Origin of the sequence: Chitinophaga sp. W3I9 (genome assembly GCF_050434025.1) — a bacterium.
Taxonomy (GTDB): Bacteria; Bacteroidota; Bacteroidia; order Chitinophagales; family Chitinophagaceae; genus Chitinophaga.
In genome coordinates this window covers 7,699,077-7,718,830 of sequence record NZ_JBNPWC010000001.1, presented here as the reverse complement: position 1 = coordinate 7,718,830, position 19,754 = coordinate 7,699,077, and the positions used below count along the sequence as shown (strand labels likewise).

The window sequence follows — 19,754 nt, the reverse complement described above, 5'->3', positions numbered from 1 at the left end:
TTTTGATTGATTGAATACTATTCTAAAGCACCATTATAATCTGATTCTTTCAACGGAACTTTCCAGGTCCATTTGTTATTACTTTCAGGAGTGATGGTAATAGCCAAAGAAGTTATAAAGTTACCACCGTTGGCGTAATCGCGTCTTACAATAGGATCTCCCCAACGTTTCATATCAAACCAATCGAAACCTTCTCCCCACAGCTCAATAGCGCGGTATGTTTTGATTTCATTTAGCAGATCTGTACCTGTTTTGGTGCAGGTGTAGCTTGCGTCACGTCCCGAGTTTTTGGTTAAGTCAACAAGTACCTGCTGAACTTCGGCTGCCGGCTTATTCTGGTAATATTTAGCTTCTGCTTCAATCAGATACATTTCGGAAGAGCGGAAGTGATTCACATTGCCAACGCCGGGCTGGTCATTCGCTTTCACTTTAAACTGCATATAGGCGTATACGTTTGACGTGCTGTAGATATCCGGGAACAGCTGGAAAGCACGGGCTTTCAATGCTGCGCTGGCGGCGCCTGTGGCAGTGGTATAAGGATCTGTTTTGGGATCAAGGAACAGGTTTTTGCGGATATCCGTAGCGGGGATTTTATTATACAATTCTTTGCTGATACACTTAGGATAAGTTCTGACTGCAGAAGCGCTGGAATTGTATGCGATGTATGACTGGTAAGAGTAATAGTATAAAGTTTCATCTGACGCGCCATAGCTGCTCCATAACCATTCGCTGTTTGGAGTAGAGAAGCCTGCTTTGTAGTCAGCTACAGACATCAAAGGATATCCGGTGCGGGCTTTAACAGCAAAAGCCTCTGCTTTCGGATAGTCCTGGCGTGTGAGTGCTGCACGGGCATAAACTGCATACGCCACATTGATATCCATTTCAAAATTCTTCGACCTGGATTTACCAGCGGCCGTGAACAATTCGATCGCTTTATCCAGGTCACTGTAGATAAGGCTATAGGTAGCTCCCAGCGAAGACCTTTCGAGGTCGCCATTGGAGAGGTCCGTTCTCAGCACAAGGCCCGGAGTTGCGCCGTTATTGGAATCGCTCCATCTGTTACCATATAACTGTGCCAGCATAGTATAGCAGTAGGCCCTGTAGGTTAACGCCTGTGCTTTGATGAAATTTTTATCAGCTTCTGATCCCTTTGCGGCATCAATGTAAAAAATGATGGCGTTGGCATTGCCAATTACTTTGTAATAGTAGTACCACGGATAGTAGTCATAAATGCTACTTACATTTTCGTTGATAGTACCATTGATAAGCGTGGCCCAGCCCGGCAGGTTTACATAAAAATTGTTGCCAGGATAGTTGCCATAGTACATTTTAATCGTTCCTTCCCCGTTGAATCCCTGGGAAGACAGGTACTGCACCGTCATCATTTTGGCCAGGCCGTTAACGGCTAATTTTGCATTTTCCGTTGATTCAAATGCAGTAGAAGTACCGGTTGAGCTGGTAGGTTCGGTATCCAGGTAATCCTTTTTACAAGAGCCTGCAAGCAGTACAATAAACAACAAACCTATATTATATATCTTATTCATCTTTCTTCTTTTTAATTATAAACCAATATTAACACCAAGAGATATTACACGTGGCGTTACAAAAGCGTTTAGGCTTCTTCCGTTAAACGACTGCTGCGGATTCATGCCTTGCAGTTTTGTAAGCGTCACCAGGTTTTCAACACTCAAAGTAAATCTGGCAGATCTGATGTCTATTTTCTGTAGTAAAGAAGAAGGTACCTGGTAAGCCAAAGCAATATTCTTCACTACGAAGTAAGAGCCATTCTGGAGAAACCGGGTTGACATAGCGTTGCTATAATTACTTTTGGAGAAATCCATTACAGGAACGCCTTTAGGGTCAATACGGTTGGAAGAAGTTTCTGTGATGCCGGAAGGAACTCCATCCCATGATTTTAGTACATCTTTATGCATCTGGCCTACAGTACCCGACATAGTCATCAGATCCAGGTAGGAATCATCATAAACTTTACCTCCCAGGGAATAAGTGAAGATGCCCGACAAGGTGAGATCTTTGTAGGTAAGGCCGGTGGAGAAGCTACCAAAAACATCCGGGATGGCACTGCCTGACCAATCACGTTTTGCGTAAGTGGTGTAGGTGGTATAGTCAACGCCGTTGATATTCACAAGATATTTGTAGTGTGCGCCATTTACATCTTTCGGATCGAAGTTTTCATTATCCGCCAGGTACAAAGCGCTGCCGGTCATTTGATCCACGCCGGCGTACTGGTATGTCCAGAAGTCATAAATGCCATGTCCTTCCATGTATTTATAATTTCCGTTGATAATCCCATTGGCCCGGTTTTGCTCCGGTAAGGAAACAATTTTATTTTTCAGGAAAGTGGCATTTACGCCAACATTCCATTTAAAATCTCTCTTCCTGATTACATCAACATCTAACGACAGCTCAAACCCTTTATTGGAAACCGTACCCAGGTTTTTTGTAATAACAGACTCGGCTACCGTATTAGAAGTACCACCGGCAGATAATGGTAAGCTTACATCAAATAACAAGTTTTGTGAACGTTTATCAAAATACTCAACAGTGAAGTTGGCCCTGTTGAACAAACGTGTTTCCAAAGCAGCAGAAATGGAAGAAGAGGTTTCCCATTGCAGATCAAGTGCTTCGTTTTGCGTTTTATATAACGCAGCAAGATTGTTATTCTGATCAATGGTATACAATGCCATGTATGCGTAGGTGGCGGCGCTTACGTCGTTACCTACCTGACCGTAAGAAGCACGGAGCTTTGCATAATCCGCATATCGGGAAAGGCCGGTAAAGAACTTTTCTTTAGACAAGAGCCAGCTACCACCTAATGACCAGAAATTACCCCAGCGGTTATCTTTATAGAACTTGGAAGAACCATCTCTTCTGAATGAACCATCCAGGAAATACTTTTCATCGTAGTTATAGCGTGCGCGTGCGAAGTATCCTTCGGATCTGTAGTTTACCTGGTAGTCGGTGAGATCAGTGATGTTGGTAAAGTTTACTAATTCGGTTGCATTCGCAAACGTTTCAGTCGTTTTATATCCATACAGATAGTTATAGTTGTCGTAATAGTTTTCATGACCTACCAACGCATCTACTGTATGAAAGCCATAAGATTTACCCCAGTTCAGCATTTGCTGGGCAGTGTAATTTTTATAGCGGTAGTTGGTTCGGGAGGCGCGACCCTGGTTACCTGCGCCATCACCAATGATGGCGTTATCGTAAGTCTGGGTATCACTGTTGCGGACGTTGAGGTCGCCCTTCACGGTGAACGTAAAGTCTTTAGGTAATTTAAAGTCCAGGAACACCTGGCCATTTACTGTATTTCTATATACCAGGTCTTTATTCAGTTCATTTTCCCAGGTAGTATGACGGCCAATAAATTGATTACGGCTGGTAGAACCATCATCATATTGTTCCTTACCGGCATCATCCAGCACTAGTTCACCGGTAGCTTTGTCGTGTAGGTGCACAGGATAGATAGGTGCTATGCCCCTGGCATACATGAAAGGGTTGGCATAGGAAGACGCACTTGTTGAAGTAGCGGAAATATTACTGGTATTCTGATGAGAACCAGCGAGATTAAATCCGTATTTAAACCAGTCTTTCGCCTGTATATCAGCGTTAATCCTGCCGGTGAATCTTTTATAACCGGTATTTATCACATATCCGTCTTCATCAAGATATCCGGCGGAATAGTAGAGATTACTTTTTTTATTGCTTGCACTACCATTGAGTGAGTATTCCTGGCGGAAGCCGGTTCTTTCCACACCATCGAACCAGTTCAGGTCATTGGCGTAGCCGGATTTTATCCTGGCATCACCAACCAGTTTGCCGTTGGCATCAAATAGCTGGTCGTCTGGTTTGTTGTAGATGTTCAGGTATAAATAGTCAGAAATCAAGCTGCTGGTGGCCTTTGCACCGGCCGCTTCTTTCGTCGGATAGCCGGTAGGGTTGGTAGACATCAGGTTGTTTCTGTAACCCTTCCACATGGTTTCCATAAACTCGTTAGCGCTCAGTACCTTATATTCTTTGATACCACGGGTGTATACGCCTTGGTTCATAACCAGGTTTACATTGCCATCGCTGGCTTTGGAAGCCCTTTTTGTGGTCATAATAATAACACCGTTAGATGCCTTGTTGCCATATAAGGCGCCGGCTGCAGCGTCTTTCAATACAGAAACAGATTCTATGTCTGCCGGATTGATATCCGTTACATTGCCGGAAAAAGGCACGCCATCGATAACATACAACGGAGTGTTATCACCGTTTACGGAACTAAACCCGCGGATGCGGATACTGGGCAGTGCACCCGGTGTTCCTGTAGTGTTATTAACCTGAATACCTGCACTACCTTCCAACACACTCAGCGCATTGGAAACCGGGCGTTTTTCGATGTCTTTCGCCTTAATTGCAGCTACAGAACCTGTCAGCGATTCTTTCTTTGCATTACCATAAGCGACTACAATCACCTCGTTCAGATCATCACGTTGCACGGCGAGTGTCACGTTGATAATATCTGAGGCGCCTACCGTAACATTTTTTATCGCAAAGCCTATGGAGCGGAACGATAACACTTTGCCGGCAGGTACATTAATACTGTAATTACCATTTGCATCGGTTTGGGTTCCCACGGGTGTACCCTGGATTACTACCGAAGTGCCGGGAATACCGCTTCCATCGGCGGTGTTGGTAACTTTACCGGTAATTCTTTTTTCCTGTGCAAATACTGCAACAGTTTGCAGCATGCTCAACAGGAAAAAAACAAGTAAACTTTTTCTCATGAAAATTTAGATTTAGATATAGAAAGAAAACTCAGACATAGAAAGGATTACAGCTGTAGTATACCCATAGCCCTGCCAGCCGCACATATCAGGAGATATGCAGGTTTGTTTCAAACTGGATTTACTGCGCGCAAGAATAACGCTAAAGGCGCCGGCCTTTAAAACATCTCTTAAAAAATTCAGCTTGAATTTTATCTCGTAAGCGAATATGTACTACTAAAGCGCCGCCTCAGTAGCCCTTATTCAGATTTTGGATTTTAGTTCTCATATAAGCAAATAGGCCGCCCCTAAAGGCGTTGTTTAGATTTAGACTTGTACAATAAGTTATCATTTCTAAGACATCCGTCTTAGCATTTAGCTGTTTAGATAAAATATTTTGACTTTTAACTCAGGATAAAATCGCCATAGTACTGCTGTAATTTAGGTTAGACTTTGGTTTTACTACCGAAACGGGTTACTATAACTTCAGTGCTCACGCAATAAATTCTAAAGGTATAGAAGGGCCGGCATGGCCACCTTCCATCGGGCATAGTTTTGTTGTAATTGATGTGCTCCTGCCGTAAAAATAAATAAAACTTTTTCTTTTTATAATTTTTTTTTGAGAGTGCACTTTATTGACGCAAAGAATTCCGCAGGAAGTATTGTTTTAACCCTTTTGCCTATATTAGTATCCGCTCAAATTTAGCGCTATCTATGAACAAGATACTCTTAACAATAATGTTTAGTCTCCTGGTAGTATCTTCCTTCGCCCAGGATACTACTCTTCCCTCATTACAAAAATTAACCACCGACAAGCAATTTGATGCAATTGTCGCGCAGTATGCCCCGGCACAGGAGCACCTGTCAGCAGCAGCATTATACTACGTAGGATATGCGTATTTTATGAAGCAGCAAGATGACAGCTGCCTGAAATTTATGGATCTTTCTATTGATAGAAATGCGAATGATCACCGGGCATATTTTATAAAAGGATCTACACTGAATTACATGCAGCAGTTTGATCAGTCGATTAAATGCTTCAAGGCGGCTATTGCATTGAAACCAGATACTGCAGAGTATTACAGCGGATTGGGAGATGCATACTACAACCTCCACCTGTATGAATCGGCCCTTGAAAATTATAAAATGGCAACGGAAAAGAAAGCTCCCGGCGAACGTCCGTTTTTAATGGTTCCCCAGGTATACTTTAATCTGCACCAGGAGTCGAAAGCGCTGGAAGCACTTTATAATAATACATCGAAGCTTCCCCATGGAAGCGAGGGATATACGAAGTCGTGGTTTAACATCGGCCAGATCGAATCTTTAAGCGGCAACTATGATAAAGCGGAAACGGCTTTTCTTGCAGTGATAAAATCCGATTCATCCGACTTTCATGCTTATGCAAAACTGATCCAGGTGTATTATCATAATAAAACCTATGAAAAGGCAAAGTTTTATAGGGCCAGTTTATATGATGCCCACAAACAAGGACTGCTGAAAGAAAATATGGAAGATATGTTCTGCTTTGATCAGTTTAAGTGGAAAGGCAAATCCATCCAGGCTTTTGAGCGATATGAAGAAGGGCCTAAACAAGGGATTTTCAATAAGCAGATTTTTTATGTGCTGGATTCCATTGGAAATGTAGACTTCACTATACAAACGGAGTATTCACCTATTTCTGTAGAGATGGGAGGACCGAAGTATATCCTTTGTGGTTCTCAGGGAGGAACGCATTTAAACTATGGCATCGGGTTTAATGATAACTTTAAGTATGATGATTTGAAAAATGCGGTAGTTAATATTTTGGAGAAGAAATACAAAACGGTGGCTGAAAGTAAATAAGAACTCATATCTATTGGACTATGACATCCCAGGACACTATCCTCAAGAGATATAACAGTATCCGCAAGCGCGCTTTTAATAATTATATAGAAATCCGGTTGTTCTATTTTTTCCAACATGCAATAGCGAATCCGGAAGTAAACGATATTAAGCAACTTATAATAGAACCTGGATTATATGATCTATATGCTTCCTGTTACCAGCTAACATCTGTTGAGAAAGTACCGGAAGGCCAATCTCTTACCATCGGGGAACTGGACAAACTATACATAAACTGGTATAACAATCACCCGCCGGAACTTCAATCCCTGCGACAACATTTTGAAAATAACTGTTTTCTCTCCATAGAAAAGTTCAGTGAGATTTATAATAATATACAGAGGAAATGCCACTACTGTAACATTACGGAAGCTGAAATTGATCTACTGAGAAGCCACAAGAAAATAAAGACCAAACGTTTCATCACAAGAGGAAAAACACTGGAGGTGGACAGGATCAATCCATTCCAACCTTATGAAGAAGGGAACCTGGTGCTTTGCTGTTACTGGTGCAATAATGCCAAAACAGATGAATTCTCAGAAGAAGAGTTTAAGAAAATAGGAAAAGTAATGGAAGAGATATGGAACGAACGGTTAAGAAATGAAGAGGCTGACCAAAAGTAATGGCCAGCCTCAGCGCCTTAAACGAGTCTCAAAGTCTTCGTCTTAATCATTTAATCAACCCCGCTGCCACATGCTGAGGATCTGCCAGGTTATGGTTAAACCAGTGCGGATATAACGGCCCAGGAGCCGTGAGACTGTCCAGTAATTCCACTTCCGCAACAGAGAGCTCAATGGACGCTGCTTTCAGGTTGTCTTCCAGCTGCTGCACTTTGGATGCGCCAATCAGTACGCTGGACACTACCGGTTTGGTGAGCAGCCAGGCCAATGATATTTGTGCCACCGTGGCGTTATGTGCCGCCGCAATTTCTTTCATCCGGTCTACCAGGACAAACCCTTTTTCTTTGTCGAACGGAATGATATCAAAGCCGGAAAGGCGGTTCCCTTCTTCTTTCAGATTTTCCCGGGTGTATTTGCCACTCAGGAATCCGCCAGCCAGTGGTCCCCAAACCGTCATGCCTATTCCTGCCTGTTGCATAAACGGTACCACATCGTATTCCACATCACGGCCAACAAGGGTGTAGTTCATCTGGCCATTGCAAAAGGTAGCCCAATTATTGTCGCGCTGCATCTGCCAGGCAAGCGCCGATTTCCATACCGACCAGTTGGAGAACCCGATGTACCGCACCTTCCCGCTTTTTACCAACCCATCCAGCGTAGCCAGGGTTTCTTCCAGTGGCGTTACCGGGTCTTCCCGGTGAACAATGTACAAGTCAATATAGTCGGTACCCAGTCGCTTCAGGCTCTGATCGCAGGAGTACAGGATATGCCTGCGGGAAAGCCCCGACTGCGTAATAGGCGCACCATTCCGGAATCCTACTTTGGTGGCAATCACCACTTCATGCCGGCGGCTGGCCAGCAATTTGCCAAGCATTACTTCCGACTGGCCACCGGCATACCCGTCGGCAGTATCAAAGAAGTTTATGCCGGCAGCCAGCGATGTGTCAATCATTTTACGCGCTTCCTCATCTGATACCTTATATATAGTAGGCATAGATGGATCGCTGCCAAAGGTCATGGCGCCAAAGGATAATCTGGAAACAATCAATCCGGTATTTCCCAGGGTAGTGTATTTCATAAGAAACTTAATTGTTGGTTCAAAATATGGTTAAGCCATCGAAAAGAATAACAAATATCGCCGGAAAATTTATTCCCTGATACTACTATTGTTAATACTTATTTATCAATAGTAGTATTTTTCTGACCCTGCAGACTACCATTTTTTTAAATACTTTTTACATAAATGGTTGATTTAAAGCTTGTTAGCACTGGTTAACATTTGTGTTATAATCGTTATCAAAGCTGATATGGATTCTTACGAAAGAACGATAGCTTCATCATGAATTCCAGACGTTATGATTTGTAAAATTGGCCTATACCACTTTTATGATGCACCGTATGATGCCATAAAAAGGACCTGTACAAGAACAATTTCCATCTTAAGAATTCCACTTTTTATATCAACCAGATACCGTCAGTATGTTTAAAACAAACGTTATGAAACACTTATTACCTCACCTCCAAATCATTCTTCAATGAAAAAAACTCTAACAAGGTTAAAACCCATATGCTGTTTTTTCCTCTGCTATTCATTGTTAATGATCAACTGCTCCCTGCGTGCTTACAGTCAATCCCGTACTGTAAAGGGAGTGATTACAGGTGAATCGCAGCCATTACCCGGTGCAACCGTGCTGGTAAAAGGCACCAAAACAATGGCGCTTAGTAATTTAAACGGAGAATTCACTATTGCAGCCGCCAAAGGAGATGTATTGGTCGTTACCTATCTCAGTTATCAAACCAGGGAAATCCGTGTAGGGGAGGAAGATGTTATCCGTATACCACTTACTTCCGCTACCAGTAAGCTCGACGAACTGGTGGTAGTGGCTTATGGCAAGGCCAAACGGGCCAACCTCACCAGCGCACAAACTACGATTACCTCCAAAGAAATGGACCGCACAGTAAATACCACGCTGGAACAAGCCATACAGGGACGCTCCGCAGGCGTGTATATAACTCAGAATTCCGGTCAGCCCGGTGGCGGTATCTCCGTGAACATCCGTGGCGTGAACTCTATTAATGGTACCAACGAGCCGTTGTATGTAATTGATGGTGTTCAGATGCCCGGCGCGTCCATCTCCTTTGGGTCAACCAGTTCGTCCAATCCACTGGCCGGCCTTAACCCCGCCGACATCGAAAATATTGAAGTATTGCAGGGACCTTCCGCTACCGCGCTGTATGGCTCCAGGGCCACCAACGGGGTGCTGATCGTAACCACCAAAAGAGGTAAAGCCGGCGATACTAAAATGGACTACATGTTCCAATATAATATACAAACGCCGCCACCACATGTAGAAGTGATGGACCTGCGCCAATACGCACAAATGGTAAATGAATACCACGCACTGGCAGGCGGCAACACCCAGGGGGAATTTAAAGACCCTTCCCTGCTGGGTAAAGGTACCGACTGGCAAAAGGAACTCTTCAAAAATGCTCCCATGAGTAAACACCAGCTGAGCCTGAGCGGAGGCACCGATAAAACTACCTACTACCTTTCCGGCGAATACATGAAGCAGGAAGGTATTGCACTGGGTTCGGGCTTTAACAGGTATGGGTTCCGGTTAAACCTCGACAATAAACCCCGCAACTGGATCGCACTGAACGCCAATCTCAGCTTCAACCAAACAAAGGAAAATCTCACCACCAGCCAGGAAAATATTATTTCTAACGCTTTGATGCTCACTCCGCAGATCCCCGTGAAAAATATGGACGGTTCCTGGGGAGGCGGCGATCTTACCAATGGCGCCAATATCTTTACCCCGGTGAATCCTATTGCCATTGCCAATCTGAATATCAACAGGGCAGTAAGGCGGCAGTTGATCGGCGGCATCGGCGCCAGCATAAACCCTATAAAGGATCTCTATATCAGAACTACTTTCAATACCAATTTTGGCTTCGCCAACACAGAAAATTACCTGCCTACCTATTCTATTGGCTGGGCGGTAAACGACCGGGCTAGTCTTACCAACGGAAGCAATGTAAGTACCTACTGGAACTGGAATCAGCTGATTGAATACTCCAAACAACTTGGAAAACATAATATTAACCTGATGGTGAGCCATGAGGCGCAGGAATCCAACTGGAAAAATTTAACCGGTGGCAGGAAAGGGTTTCTTACCAATGACATCCTGGATCTGAACGCAGGTGAGGCGGCCGATGCCACCAACTCCGGTGGCCAGGGCGACTGGGCAATGGAATCTTATCTTGGAAGAATAAATTATAATTACGATGACCGGTATATCCTGTCAGCTTCTGCCAGGAGAGACGGATCAGCAAACTTCGGAGATGAAAATATCTGGGGCACCTTCTCCGCTGTTTCAGCAGCATGGCGCGTTTCCAGGGAACACTTCTTCCAGGTACCTTTTATCAGCGACCTTAAACTGAGATTTGAAACCGGTATCACCGGTAACTCGGGCTGGAGCGCCGGTATCTATGCGCCTATGCAGGCCGCCGCCACACCAACCGGTACAGGGTTTTTAACATCCCGGTATGCGAACCCGGGGTTGCAGTGGGAGTCTACCCAAACCAATAATATTGGTATTAATATGGGCTTCCTGAATAACAGGATCAGCATCGAGGCGGACTATTATGTGAAAAATACCGACAACCTCCTGATGGATATTCCACTGCCCTGGTATATGGGTACCAACGGGATCGGTGCAGTAGGAGCGCCGACCGTTAACATCGGCTCCCTGGAGAATAAAGGATGGGCCGTAACGATCAACACCACCAACATCCGCACAAAAGATTTTAAATGGGAATCCAGTCTCAATCTGTCGGGGTTCAAAACAACGATCAAAAAGTTCAATACAGATGCAGGTGTGCTGAACCGCACTTCCTGGTGGCTGGATAACTGGACGCAGCAATCTGTTGTGGGCCAGGCGCCCTGGTTGTTCCTGGGCTATATCCAGGAAGGTATTTTCCAGTCGGTAGACGAAATCAATAAAAGCGCCGTGCCGGTAGATAACACCGGGCAGCGTCTTCCCACCAATGTGGACAATATCTGGGTAGGAGATGTGAAGTTCAAAGATGTAAGCGGTCCGCAAGGAAAGCCCGATGGTATCATTGATGTAAATGATCAAACCTATATCGGCAACCCCTATCCGAAAGTATTTGGCGGCTTTACAAACACCTTTTCTTATAAAGGATTTGACCTGAGTATTTTAATCACCGGCACTTACGGCAATGATGTATATAATTACCTGGCAAGGGTGAACTCCAATCCCAACCAGATCAATCTTAGCCGCAACATGATGATAGAAGCAATGGACTATGCTAAACCGGTAACGGATAAAGACGGCAATGTGTCCTTATCGAATCCGGGAACAAATGTCCCGAGAATATCCAGTGGTCCGAACGGCAACTACGGCCGTATCACCGACAGGTTCGTGGAAGATGGTTCTTTCCTTCGACTGAAAAATGTTTCCCTCTCTTATAGCTTGCCCGCTTCCCTGCTGGCAAAGCAAAAAATAATCAGGGGCGCCAGGTTAACTTTTGGCGCGCAAAACCTGGCTACTCTCACCGGTTATACCGGATACGATCCTGAAGTAGGTGGTTACGTGGGAAGGGAGTCCAGCTCCGGGAATCAGGCTATAGGACTTGATTTCGGACGTTATCCGCTCACACGCATCTACACTTTTGCCCTAGGCGTTAATTTCTAAAATTGCTGGTTATGAAAAAAGGTACATTCAATATATATCACGGGGCACTGCTGTTATCTGTGTTTTTACTGGCAGCCTGTTCAAAAGAATTTTTACGCCGTCCACCCAAAGATGCTATCGTGGATGCGGGATTTTATAAAACGGATGATCAGCTGATGGCAGCTACCGCTTTGCTATACAGTAAAGTATGGTCTGATTACAATGGCCGTTCGGCTATCAGCATCGGTGATTTCAGGGCGGGTACTGCTTATTCGGCATGGAATGATAAAGACAATGTGGAGTTTAACACCACCGCCAATACTACGGCCAATGGCGCGTCCTGGCGGTCGTTCTTTATTGTGATCGGCCAGTCCAATCTCACTATTTCCAATATCAATAAATATGCGGGTCCGGAAGTTTCTGCCAACGCTAAAAAAATGGCTATTGCGGAAGCGCGGTTTATGAGGGCGCTGGCTTACCGATACCTGGTAATGAACTGGGGAGAAGTGCCCATTATCGAAGATAACCTGAAGTTGATTTCCGATACTTCTCTCCGGAAAAATACCGCAGAAAGTGTATGGAAATTTGTGATCAGCGAAATGCGTGCTGTGGCGGAAGACCTGCCGGAAGTACCAGCCCGCGAAGGCCGGATCACAAAATGGACCGCACAAGGTATGCTCGCCCGCTTTTACCTGGCCAGGTCCGGGTTAGGAGCAAACGGTTCCGGCGCCCGTAATCAATCGGACCTCGACAGCGCCAAATACTTCTCTCAACAGGTCATCACAAAAAGTAAATATTCATTGCTGAGGAGTTACTACGACCTCTTCCTCTTTCCTTATGACAACAACACAGAATCCATGTTCTCACTGCAATGGGTATACGCACCGGGCGACTGGGGCGCCTCCAATGCTTCTCCGTCCGATCTGAACTACGATAGCAAAATGTGCAACGGCGATGGCTGGGGCGGCGATAAAAGCGCCACCTGGTGGATGATCAGCAAGTATGAAGGCTTCGTGAACTCCGGCGATACGCTCATCAGCGGCAGAACGCTGGACCAAAGACTGAAAGCCACCTTTTTTATGCCGGGCGCATACTACCCGGAAATTACAGAGAAGCTCGCAGATGGTACCACACCTAAATTAATTTACCCTTATAACACCGGTGATAACAATTTCCTCTGCATCAAGAAATATGTAACCGGCAGGGCCGCCGATGTAGGTGGACAGTCGGCGCAACAAAACTATGGTAACGATACCTACATGATGCGGTTGTCTGAAATATACCTGATTTACGCGGAAGCGGTACTGGGTAACAGCGCCAGTACTACAGATGCCACTGCACTGGAGTATTTTAACGCCGTGCATACCCGCGCAGGCTTACCCCGTTTTGAAAAACCACTTACCGCAGATGTGATCTTTAACGAACGCATCGTCGAGTTTGCCATGGAAGGAATGGCCTGGTACGACCTGGTAGCTCTTCACTATTACAATAAAGCAAAAGCATACGCCATCTTAAACTCGCAGGACAGGGGCTTGTTTGCCACCGCGCCGGATAAAATGCCTGATCCTACATCATGGAAATGTGTGAAAACATCCTGGGCATCCTTCCGGAAAATTATTGCCAACGATGGCAACTTCCTGATTCCGATACCTGCAGCAGAACTAAGCCAGGCGCCCAATCTGAAGAAACCGGCAGTAGATTATTATAACAAGTAGGCCTATACGCTTTTTACAAAAAATAATATACTCATGCAAAAGATATATAGCTCCATAGTATTGCTCATTATGTGTATAGGAATCATTTCCTGTAGCAAAGATAACCTCCCCAACAACGGAGAGCCGCGGATCAGTTATGTCCGGCTCACAGATCCCGCTACCAGCGACTCCTTGCTCGTAGAAGCCGGGCAGGGTGTGCTGATCGCCATTGTAGGGGAGAACCTCGGAGACGCCAGGGAAATCTGGTTCAACGATCAGAAAGCCAGTCTTACACAACCCTACATTACGCCTACCGTTATCCTCGTAAGCATACCTTCCCAAATCCCGGTAGAAGTAGATAATAAACTGAAGATCATCTTCGGCAGCGGAAAAAAACTAGAGTACAATTTCCCGGTAAAAATCAGCAAACCACTGGTTACCCGGATGGATTGTGAATATGTGGCCGCCGGGGATGTAGCCGTGATCACAGGTGATTTTTTCTATGCGCCCGTAACGGTAACCTTTACCGGTGGCGCTGTTGGCGAAATAGTGGAAACAACAGATAAGCAGGTGAGAGTAAGGGTGCCTGCCGGCGCACAACCAGGGCAAATCACCGTTAAAACCAATTTCGGGGAAGCCATTTCCGATTTCTGGTTCCGCGATAACAGGAACATTTTTATCAGCAGCGACCCATTCACCGGTTGGTGGAATTCCTCTTTTGTAGTAACCAATCCGGGCGCCGGCGACCCTGCCGCTATCAATGGTAACTATATCCGCGTAAAACAACCCATCAGCAACTGGGGCTGGGTGGAGCTGGCCGGCGGACCTGCAGATGCCATGGGGCCCATCAGCAAAAATATCCCGGATGAAGCCATCCTGAAACCGGAAAACTATAACCTGAAATTTGAACTGAACACGAAGAAGCCCTACAACAATAATGCACTTAAATTTTGTGTAGGTGTGAAGAATGACGGCCAAGGCGACTTCTCCTGGATGCCTCCTTACGACACCAAAGGCGTGTGGCAAACCGTGACTATTCCCTACGAAGAAGTAACCGCCAGCTACGCCAAACAAACCGTGCAACCCAATGGGTACTACACCAGGATTGTGTTCAGCGGCGCCGGTGACCTCGATTGCGATATGTCGTTCGATAATTTCCGCGTAGTGCCAAAAGTGATTAAGAAATAAGTGTTCACAAGTTCTCAACTCATTTCAATGAAAACTATTTTATATAAACAACTGCTTTGGCTGCTCCTGCTCATCGCCGGACTGATGTCATGCAGTAAAGACGACGACGATGCCGTTAAAACGGATAAGGTAACACTCCTGAGCTTTGGCCCATCCGGGTCAAAGCCAGGCGACAAGATCGGCTTTATCGGTACCAATCTTAATAAGGTAACCGCCATCGTGCTGAAAGGCGCTACCGTAGAAGCCGCGGCCTTCTCAGAACAAACGGCCGATCATATCGTCATCACGGTGCCGCAGGAAACGGAGAAAGGAGTGGTTACCCTGAAAGCACCTGAAGGCGATATTGTATCCAAAACGGTATTGAACCTCAATGTGCCGGTAACCATTACCACGATTCCCGCTTCCGCCGCCAAAGGAGCTACGATCACCATTAAAGGCACTTTTGTAAACTGGGTAACGCGGGTCACTTTTGGGAACGATGATGCTGCAGTAACGGAATTTGTCAGCAAATCGGTGACAGACCTGGTGCTGAAGGTACCGGCCACGGCCACTACCGGCACACTGGTATTCAGCACGGACGGTACCACACCAATGGATATTGAGTCGGAAAATCCGCTGGTGATTGAATAACCCGAAAATAGCATACATTTTAAACAGAGGAATCGTATTTTCATATCGCCCGCTGTCACTACCGGCAGCGGGGATATACCTTTTTTCAATTGCGTCCGCGTTATAAGATGAAACTTACCAATATAAAATACCTGCTGTTGTTATGTATGTACTGCACGTCCGTTTCTGCACAGGATATACCGTATGCTTTCTCGCACCTGGATGTAAATAACGGGCTGTCCCATAATGGAATTACCAGCATCCTCAAAGATGCCAAAGGATTCCTGTGGATGGGAAGCCTGAATGGATTGAACCGGTTTGATGGTTCTAAATTTAAGGTATATAAACACCGGCTGAATGATGCCACTTCTCTCAGTGATAATTTTATTACCCAAATTTATGATGCCCCCGGGAACCGCCTGTGGATCAGAACACAGCTTGGCTTTTCTATCTATGATCCGGAAACAGACAGCTTCAATGATGATGTAGCCAAATTGCTGCACCCGCTGCAGGTATATGGCTACCAGGTAGAAAAAATACTGAAGGGCGCCAACGGCGATTTTTATTTTTTACATGCCGATCATGGCATTATCATTCTTAATGAACACACCAAACAAATAAAAGCCTACTGCGTTGCTGCAAACGATAGTACCTCCCTTCATTCCATTGCCATATCTGATATTGCGCTGGATGATCGCGGCGACCTGTGGATTGCATACCTCGACGGATGGGTGGAACAATTTGACACCCGTACCCGTAAAGTGGTATACAGGGCCATGCCTTTGTATGCAACCCTGGCTAAAAAGAAAGCTACCAGGTACCAGCTGTACATCGACCACCAGCAGGATATCTGGGTTTTTACCGGCAGCGGAGACGGCCTTTACTATTACAGCCCTTCGGGCAACCTGCTGAAACACTTCTATAAAGATGCACCGGAAAACAGGATCACCGCAAATGTTGTGAATGCGGTGATGCAGGATAAACAAGGCAAAGTGTGGATTGCCACCGATCCAGGTGGCATCAACCTGCTCGATAAATCAGGGTTTCATGTACAGAACCTGGTAATGGATGAACGTAATCCAAACAGTATTTCCCAAAATAGTATTACCACGCTGTACAGCGATGCAGCCGGTATGATCTGGTTTGGGACTTATAAAAAAGGAGTTAATTATTATTATCCGGATCTCTTCAAATTCCCTTTGTACAGCCATGATCCCATGAAACCGGAAGGACTCAACTACAGCGACATAAACGCATTTGCGGAAGACGCAAAAGGCAACCTGTGGCTGGCCAGTAACGGCGGCGGACTTACTTGTTTTAACCCGCAAACAGGTACTTATAAGGCGTACGTACACGATAAATCTAACCCGCAAAGCATAAGCACCAATGTGCTTGTAAGTATTTGTATAGATCATAAACAGCATATATGGGTAGGCACCTACCTTGGTGGACTCGAGTACTTCGATGGAAAAACGTTTACCCATTACCGTCATGATGAACAGAACCCCAATAGTTTGTCTGATAACAGGATCTATGAAATTATGGAAGACAGTGAACACCGTATCTGGGTGGGAACGCTGTCTGGTGGCGTAAATATTTTTGATCCGGAAACAAAAATATTCAGGCATTTAAGAAGGGAAGATTCCGTCAGCATCCGTTCAAACTACGTTTTTACCCTGCTGGAAGACCGGCGCAAGGATATCTGGATCGGCACGTCGAACGGTATTGACGTATTGCAGAAAAAGACCGGGAGGTTTGTGCATTACCAGCATGAAAATGATAATCCCAACAGCCTGGCAAATGATAATATCCTTTCCATGATCGAAGACAGCAGGGGATATATCTGTATCGGTACACGCGAGGGACTGAACATTTTTAATCCCAATACCAAACAGTTTTCCCTGTTCCGGGAAGAAGATGGATTGCCAGACAATAATATACTCGGCATCCGGGAGGATAAAAATCATAACCTTTGGCTAAGTACAGCCAACGGCCTTTCCAATGCCGTAGTGTCGGTGGAAAATGAGGTGTACAAGCTGAACTTTATTAACTATGATGTAAAAGATGGCCTGCAGGGAAAGCAGTTTAATGAAGATGCCTCCCTGGTAACCTCCAAAGGAGAAATGGTCTTTGGCGGAGGCAGCGGCTTTAATATTTTCAACCCGGCAAGTATTAAGATCAACAACATCTTACCGGAACTGGTATTTACAGATTTCCAATTATTTAATCATACCGTAAATACCGGTGAAAAAATAAATGGCAGGGTGATTCTTCCTGTTTCTATTACCATTGCCAAAAATATTGTACTGAATTATAACCAGAACTTTTTTTCGATAGAATTTGCCGCACTGGATTACCTGAACCCCGACAAAGTAAAGTATCAGTACAAGATGGAAGGGTTGGATGAAAACTGGGTAGCCGTTGATAACAAAATCCGCAAAGCCACTTACACCAATGTGGATCCGGGCAGCTATGTGTTTAAAGTGAGAACATCCACTGTACATGATACCTGGAACGAAAAAGTGCTCACGATCAATATCCGTATCCTTCCCCCTTTCTGGAAAACTCAGGTCGCCTACATCACTTATGTGTTGCTGGTTTTAGCGGGTTTATTTTACCTGAGATACAGGGGTATCAAAAAAATACGGACGCAGTTTTTACAGGAGCAGGAAAAACAAAAAGCGCAACGGAGCCGCGAGCAGGAGAGGGAAGAAGCCAGGCGACTGCATGAACTGGACCGGCTAAAGATTAAATTCCTCACGAATGTAAGTCACGAGTTCCGGACGCCCTTGTCGCTGATCATAGCGCCACTCGATAAAATGCTGAAAGATCCGCAGTTGGCAGAACAGAACGTCCAGGTAAATATGATCAAACGCAACGTAAGACGCTTACTGAACCTGGTAAACCAACTGCTGGATTTCAGGAAGATGGAAGTGTATGAACTGAAGCTGGATGCCCGCCCGGGTGATATTATTCGTTTCATTAAAGAAGTATCTTTTTCATTTATGGATATTGCGGAACAGAAAAATATCAAGTTTGCGTTTGATACCGATATTTCTTCCCTTGAAACCAGTTTTGACTATGATAAGATAGAAAGGATTTTATTCAACCTGCTTTCCAACGCTTTCAAGTTTACACCGGCAGGTGGGCATGTAGGCGTGTTCCTGAATTGTCTCCCGGCAGATGAAAGCGGCAACACCGTAAGCCTCCGCATCAATGTGATGGATTCCGGCATTGGTATTCCCCCGGAAAAAGTAGATAAGATCTTTGACCGTTTCTATCAGCATGATATTCCTGCCTCGCTCATCAACCAGGGCAGTGGTATTGGTTTATCTATTACGAGGGAGTTTGTAAAATTGCATCAGGGGAGCATCCGGGTAGAATCTATTACCAATGGCGGGAGTTGCTTTATAGTAGAGCTGCCGCTGAAAACAGAACCGGCGGAAAACGGGGAGGTAGTTACAGAGAACCAGCAAACCGCCGTTACACAACGGGAAAAGAATAAGAAACCTACCATTTTGCTGGTAGAAGATAATGATGATTTCAGATTCTACCTGAAAGATAATTTGCAGGAGTACTTCTGTTTACTGGAAGCTGCCAATGGCAAAGAAGGATGGCAGAAGGCGCTGGCATTGCATCCCGATCTGATTGTGAGCGATGTAAGTATGCCTGAAATGAATGGCCTGGAGCTGTGCACAAAAATCAAACAGGATAAGCGCACCTCGCATATCCCGATTATCCTGCTCACCGCATTGGTAGGCGAGGAATATCAGATAAAGGGATTGGAAACAGGCGCCAACGACTATCTCTGTAAGCCATTCAATTTTGAAATGCTGGTGTCAAAGATCCGGAACCTGCTTACATTACAAACCACTATCAAAAAAGTATATACCAAACAGGTGGAGGTGCAGGTGGCGGATATCTCCATCCAATCTGTAGATGAAAAATTTATCGCTGCCGCACTGGCTTATGTGGAAGAAAATCTGCAGAACGCCAACCTGAGTGTGGCAGAATTAAGCAGGCATCTTTGCATCAGCAGGGTATCGCTTTATAAAAAGATGTTGCTGCTCACGGGTAAAACACCGGTTGATTTCATCCGCTCTATCCGCCTGCAGAAAGCAGCACTGATGCTGGAAAAAAGCCAGCTGAGTATTGCAGAAATATCATACGAAGTGGGATTTAATACCCCGCATTATTTCACAAAATCTTTCAAAGCTGAATTCGGTGTATTGCCTTCTGCCTATATCAAGCAGTCGGGGAAAGATTCACCGAAGAAAGCAGTATAAATTATGC

The 19,754-nt window shown here is 45.1% G+C and carries 10 protein-coding genes; 7 read left to right on the top strand and 3 right to left on the bottom strand.

Annotated features, from left to right (window positions below; all coding sequences use genetic code 11):
• Positions 1 to 17: 17 nt before the first annotated feature.
• The gene (locus QFZ51_RS31365; protein WP_429051521.1) at positions 18 to 1,544 is read right to left on the bottom strand and encodes a RagB/SusD family nutrient uptake outer membrane protein; all 1,527 of its coding nucleotides are present in this window, start codon (positions 1,542 to 1,544) and stop codon (positions 18 to 20) included.
• Positions 1,545 to 1,559: 15 nt separating this feature from the next.
• Positions 1,560 to 4,793, bottom strand: a complete 3,234-nt coding sequence (locus QFZ51_RS31360) for a SusC/RagA family TonB-linked outer membrane protein (RefSeq protein WP_429051520.1) — start codon at positions 4,791 to 4,793, stop codon at positions 1,560 to 1,562.
• Between the two features lie 693 nt (positions 4,794 to 5,486).
• On the opposite strand from QFZ51_RS31360, the gene QFZ51_RS31355 reads away from it, so the two are divergent.
• Together QFZ51_RS31355 and QFZ51_RS31350 are read left to right on the top strand one after the other, a co-directional pair.
• The gene (locus tag QFZ51_RS31355; protein ID WP_429051518.1) at positions 5,487 to 6,614 is read left to right on the top strand and encodes a tetratricopeptide repeat protein; all 1,128 of its coding nucleotides are present in this window, start codon (positions 5,487 to 5,489) and stop codon (positions 6,612 to 6,614) included.
• Positions 6,615 to 6,634: 20 nt separating this feature from the next.
• Complete coding sequence (locus QFZ51_RS31350; protein WP_429051516.1) at positions 6,635 to 7,276, top strand: hypothetical protein; 642 nt, start codon at positions 6,635 to 6,637, stop codon at positions 7,274 to 7,276.
• Between the two features lie 46 nt (positions 7,277 to 7,322).
• Here the strand turns inward: QFZ51_RS31350 and QFZ51_RS31345 are convergent, their stop codons facing one another.
• Entirely contained in the window at positions 7,323 to 8,351 is a 1,029-nt protein-coding gene (locus QFZ51_RS31345) for an aldo/keto reductase (protein ID WP_429051514.1), read from the bottom strand.
• A gap of 457 nt (positions 8,352 to 8,808) precedes the next feature.
• Here QFZ51_RS31345 and QFZ51_RS31340 point away from each other — a divergent pair, with 457 nt between their 5' ends.
• From QFZ51_RS31340 to QFZ51_RS31320, 5 genes are all read left to right on the top strand, one after another.
• The gene (locus QFZ51_RS31340; protein ID WP_429051512.1) at positions 8,809 to 11,991 is read left to right on the top strand and encodes a SusC/RagA family TonB-linked outer membrane protein; all 3,183 of its coding nucleotides are present in this window, start codon (positions 8,809 to 8,811) and stop codon (positions 11,989 to 11,991) included.
• Positions 11,992 to 12,002: 11 nt separating this feature from the next.
• On the top strand, positions 12,003 to 13,685 hold the full coding sequence (locus QFZ51_RS31335; RefSeq protein WP_429051510.1) for a RagB/SusD family nutrient uptake outer membrane protein: 1,683 nt from the start codon (positions 12,003 to 12,005) through the stop codon (positions 13,683 to 13,685).
• A gap of 33 nt (positions 13,686 to 13,718) precedes the next feature.
• Complete coding sequence (locus tag QFZ51_RS31330) at positions 13,719 to 14,852, top strand: glycan-binding surface protein (RefSeq protein ID WP_429051508.1); 1,134 nt, start codon at positions 13,719 to 13,721, stop codon at positions 14,850 to 14,852.
• 27 nt (positions 14,853 to 14,879) lie between these two features.
• The gene (locus QFZ51_RS31325) at positions 14,880 to 15,482 is read left to right on the top strand and encodes a hypothetical protein (protein ID WP_429051506.1); all 603 of its coding nucleotides are present in this window, start codon (positions 14,880 to 14,882) and stop codon (positions 15,480 to 15,482) included.
• 107 nt (positions 15,483 to 15,589) lie between these two features.
• The gene (locus tag QFZ51_RS31320) at positions 15,590 to 19,747 is read left to right on the top strand and encodes a hybrid sensor histidine kinase/response regulator transcription factor (RefSeq protein WP_429051504.1); all 4,158 of its coding nucleotides are present in this window, start codon (positions 15,590 to 15,592) and stop codon (positions 19,745 to 19,747) included.
• Positions 19,748 to 19,754 lie beyond the last annotated feature (7 nt).

What these genes read in the sequence shown, in the direction of transcription:
- QFZ51_RS31350 (WP_429051516.1), top strand. Translation starts at nt 6,635, where the DNA reads ATGACATCCCAGGACACTATCCTCAAGAGATATAACAGTATCCGCAAG.
- QFZ51_RS31320 (WP_429051504.1), top strand. Translation starts at nt 15,590, where the DNA reads ATGAAACTTACCAATATAAAATACCTGCTGTTGTTATGTATGTACTGC.
- QFZ51_RS31330 (WP_429051508.1), top strand. Translation starts at nt 13,719, where the DNA reads ATGCAAAAGATATATAGCTCCATAGTATTGCTCATTATGTGTATAGGA.
- QFZ51_RS31365 (WP_429051521.1), bottom strand. Translation starts at nt 1,544, where the DNA reads ATGAATAAGATATATAATATAGGTTTGTTGTTTATTGTACTGCTTGCA.
- QFZ51_RS31340 (WP_429051512.1), top strand. Translation starts at nt 8,809, where the DNA reads ATGAAAAAAACTCTAACAAGGTTAAAACCCATATGCTGTTTTTTCCTC.
- QFZ51_RS31355 (WP_429051518.1), top strand. Translation starts at nt 5,487, where the DNA reads ATGAACAAGATACTCTTAACAATAATGTTTAGTCTCCTGGTAGTATCT.
- QFZ51_RS31335 (WP_429051510.1), top strand. Translation starts at nt 12,003, where the DNA reads ATGAAAAAAGGTACATTCAATATATATCACGGGGCACTGCTGTTATCT.
- QFZ51_RS31325 (WP_429051506.1), top strand. Translation starts at nt 14,880, where the DNA reads ATGAAAACTATTTTATATAAACAACTGCTTTGGCTGCTCCTGCTCATC.
- QFZ51_RS31360 (WP_429051520.1), bottom strand. Translation starts at nt 4,793, where the DNA reads ATGAGAAAAAGTTTACTTGTTTTTTTCCTGTTGAGCATGCTGCAAACT.
- QFZ51_RS31345 (WP_429051514.1), bottom strand. Translation starts at nt 8,351, where the DNA reads ATGAAATACACTACCCTGGGAAATACCGGATTGATTGTTTCCAGATTA.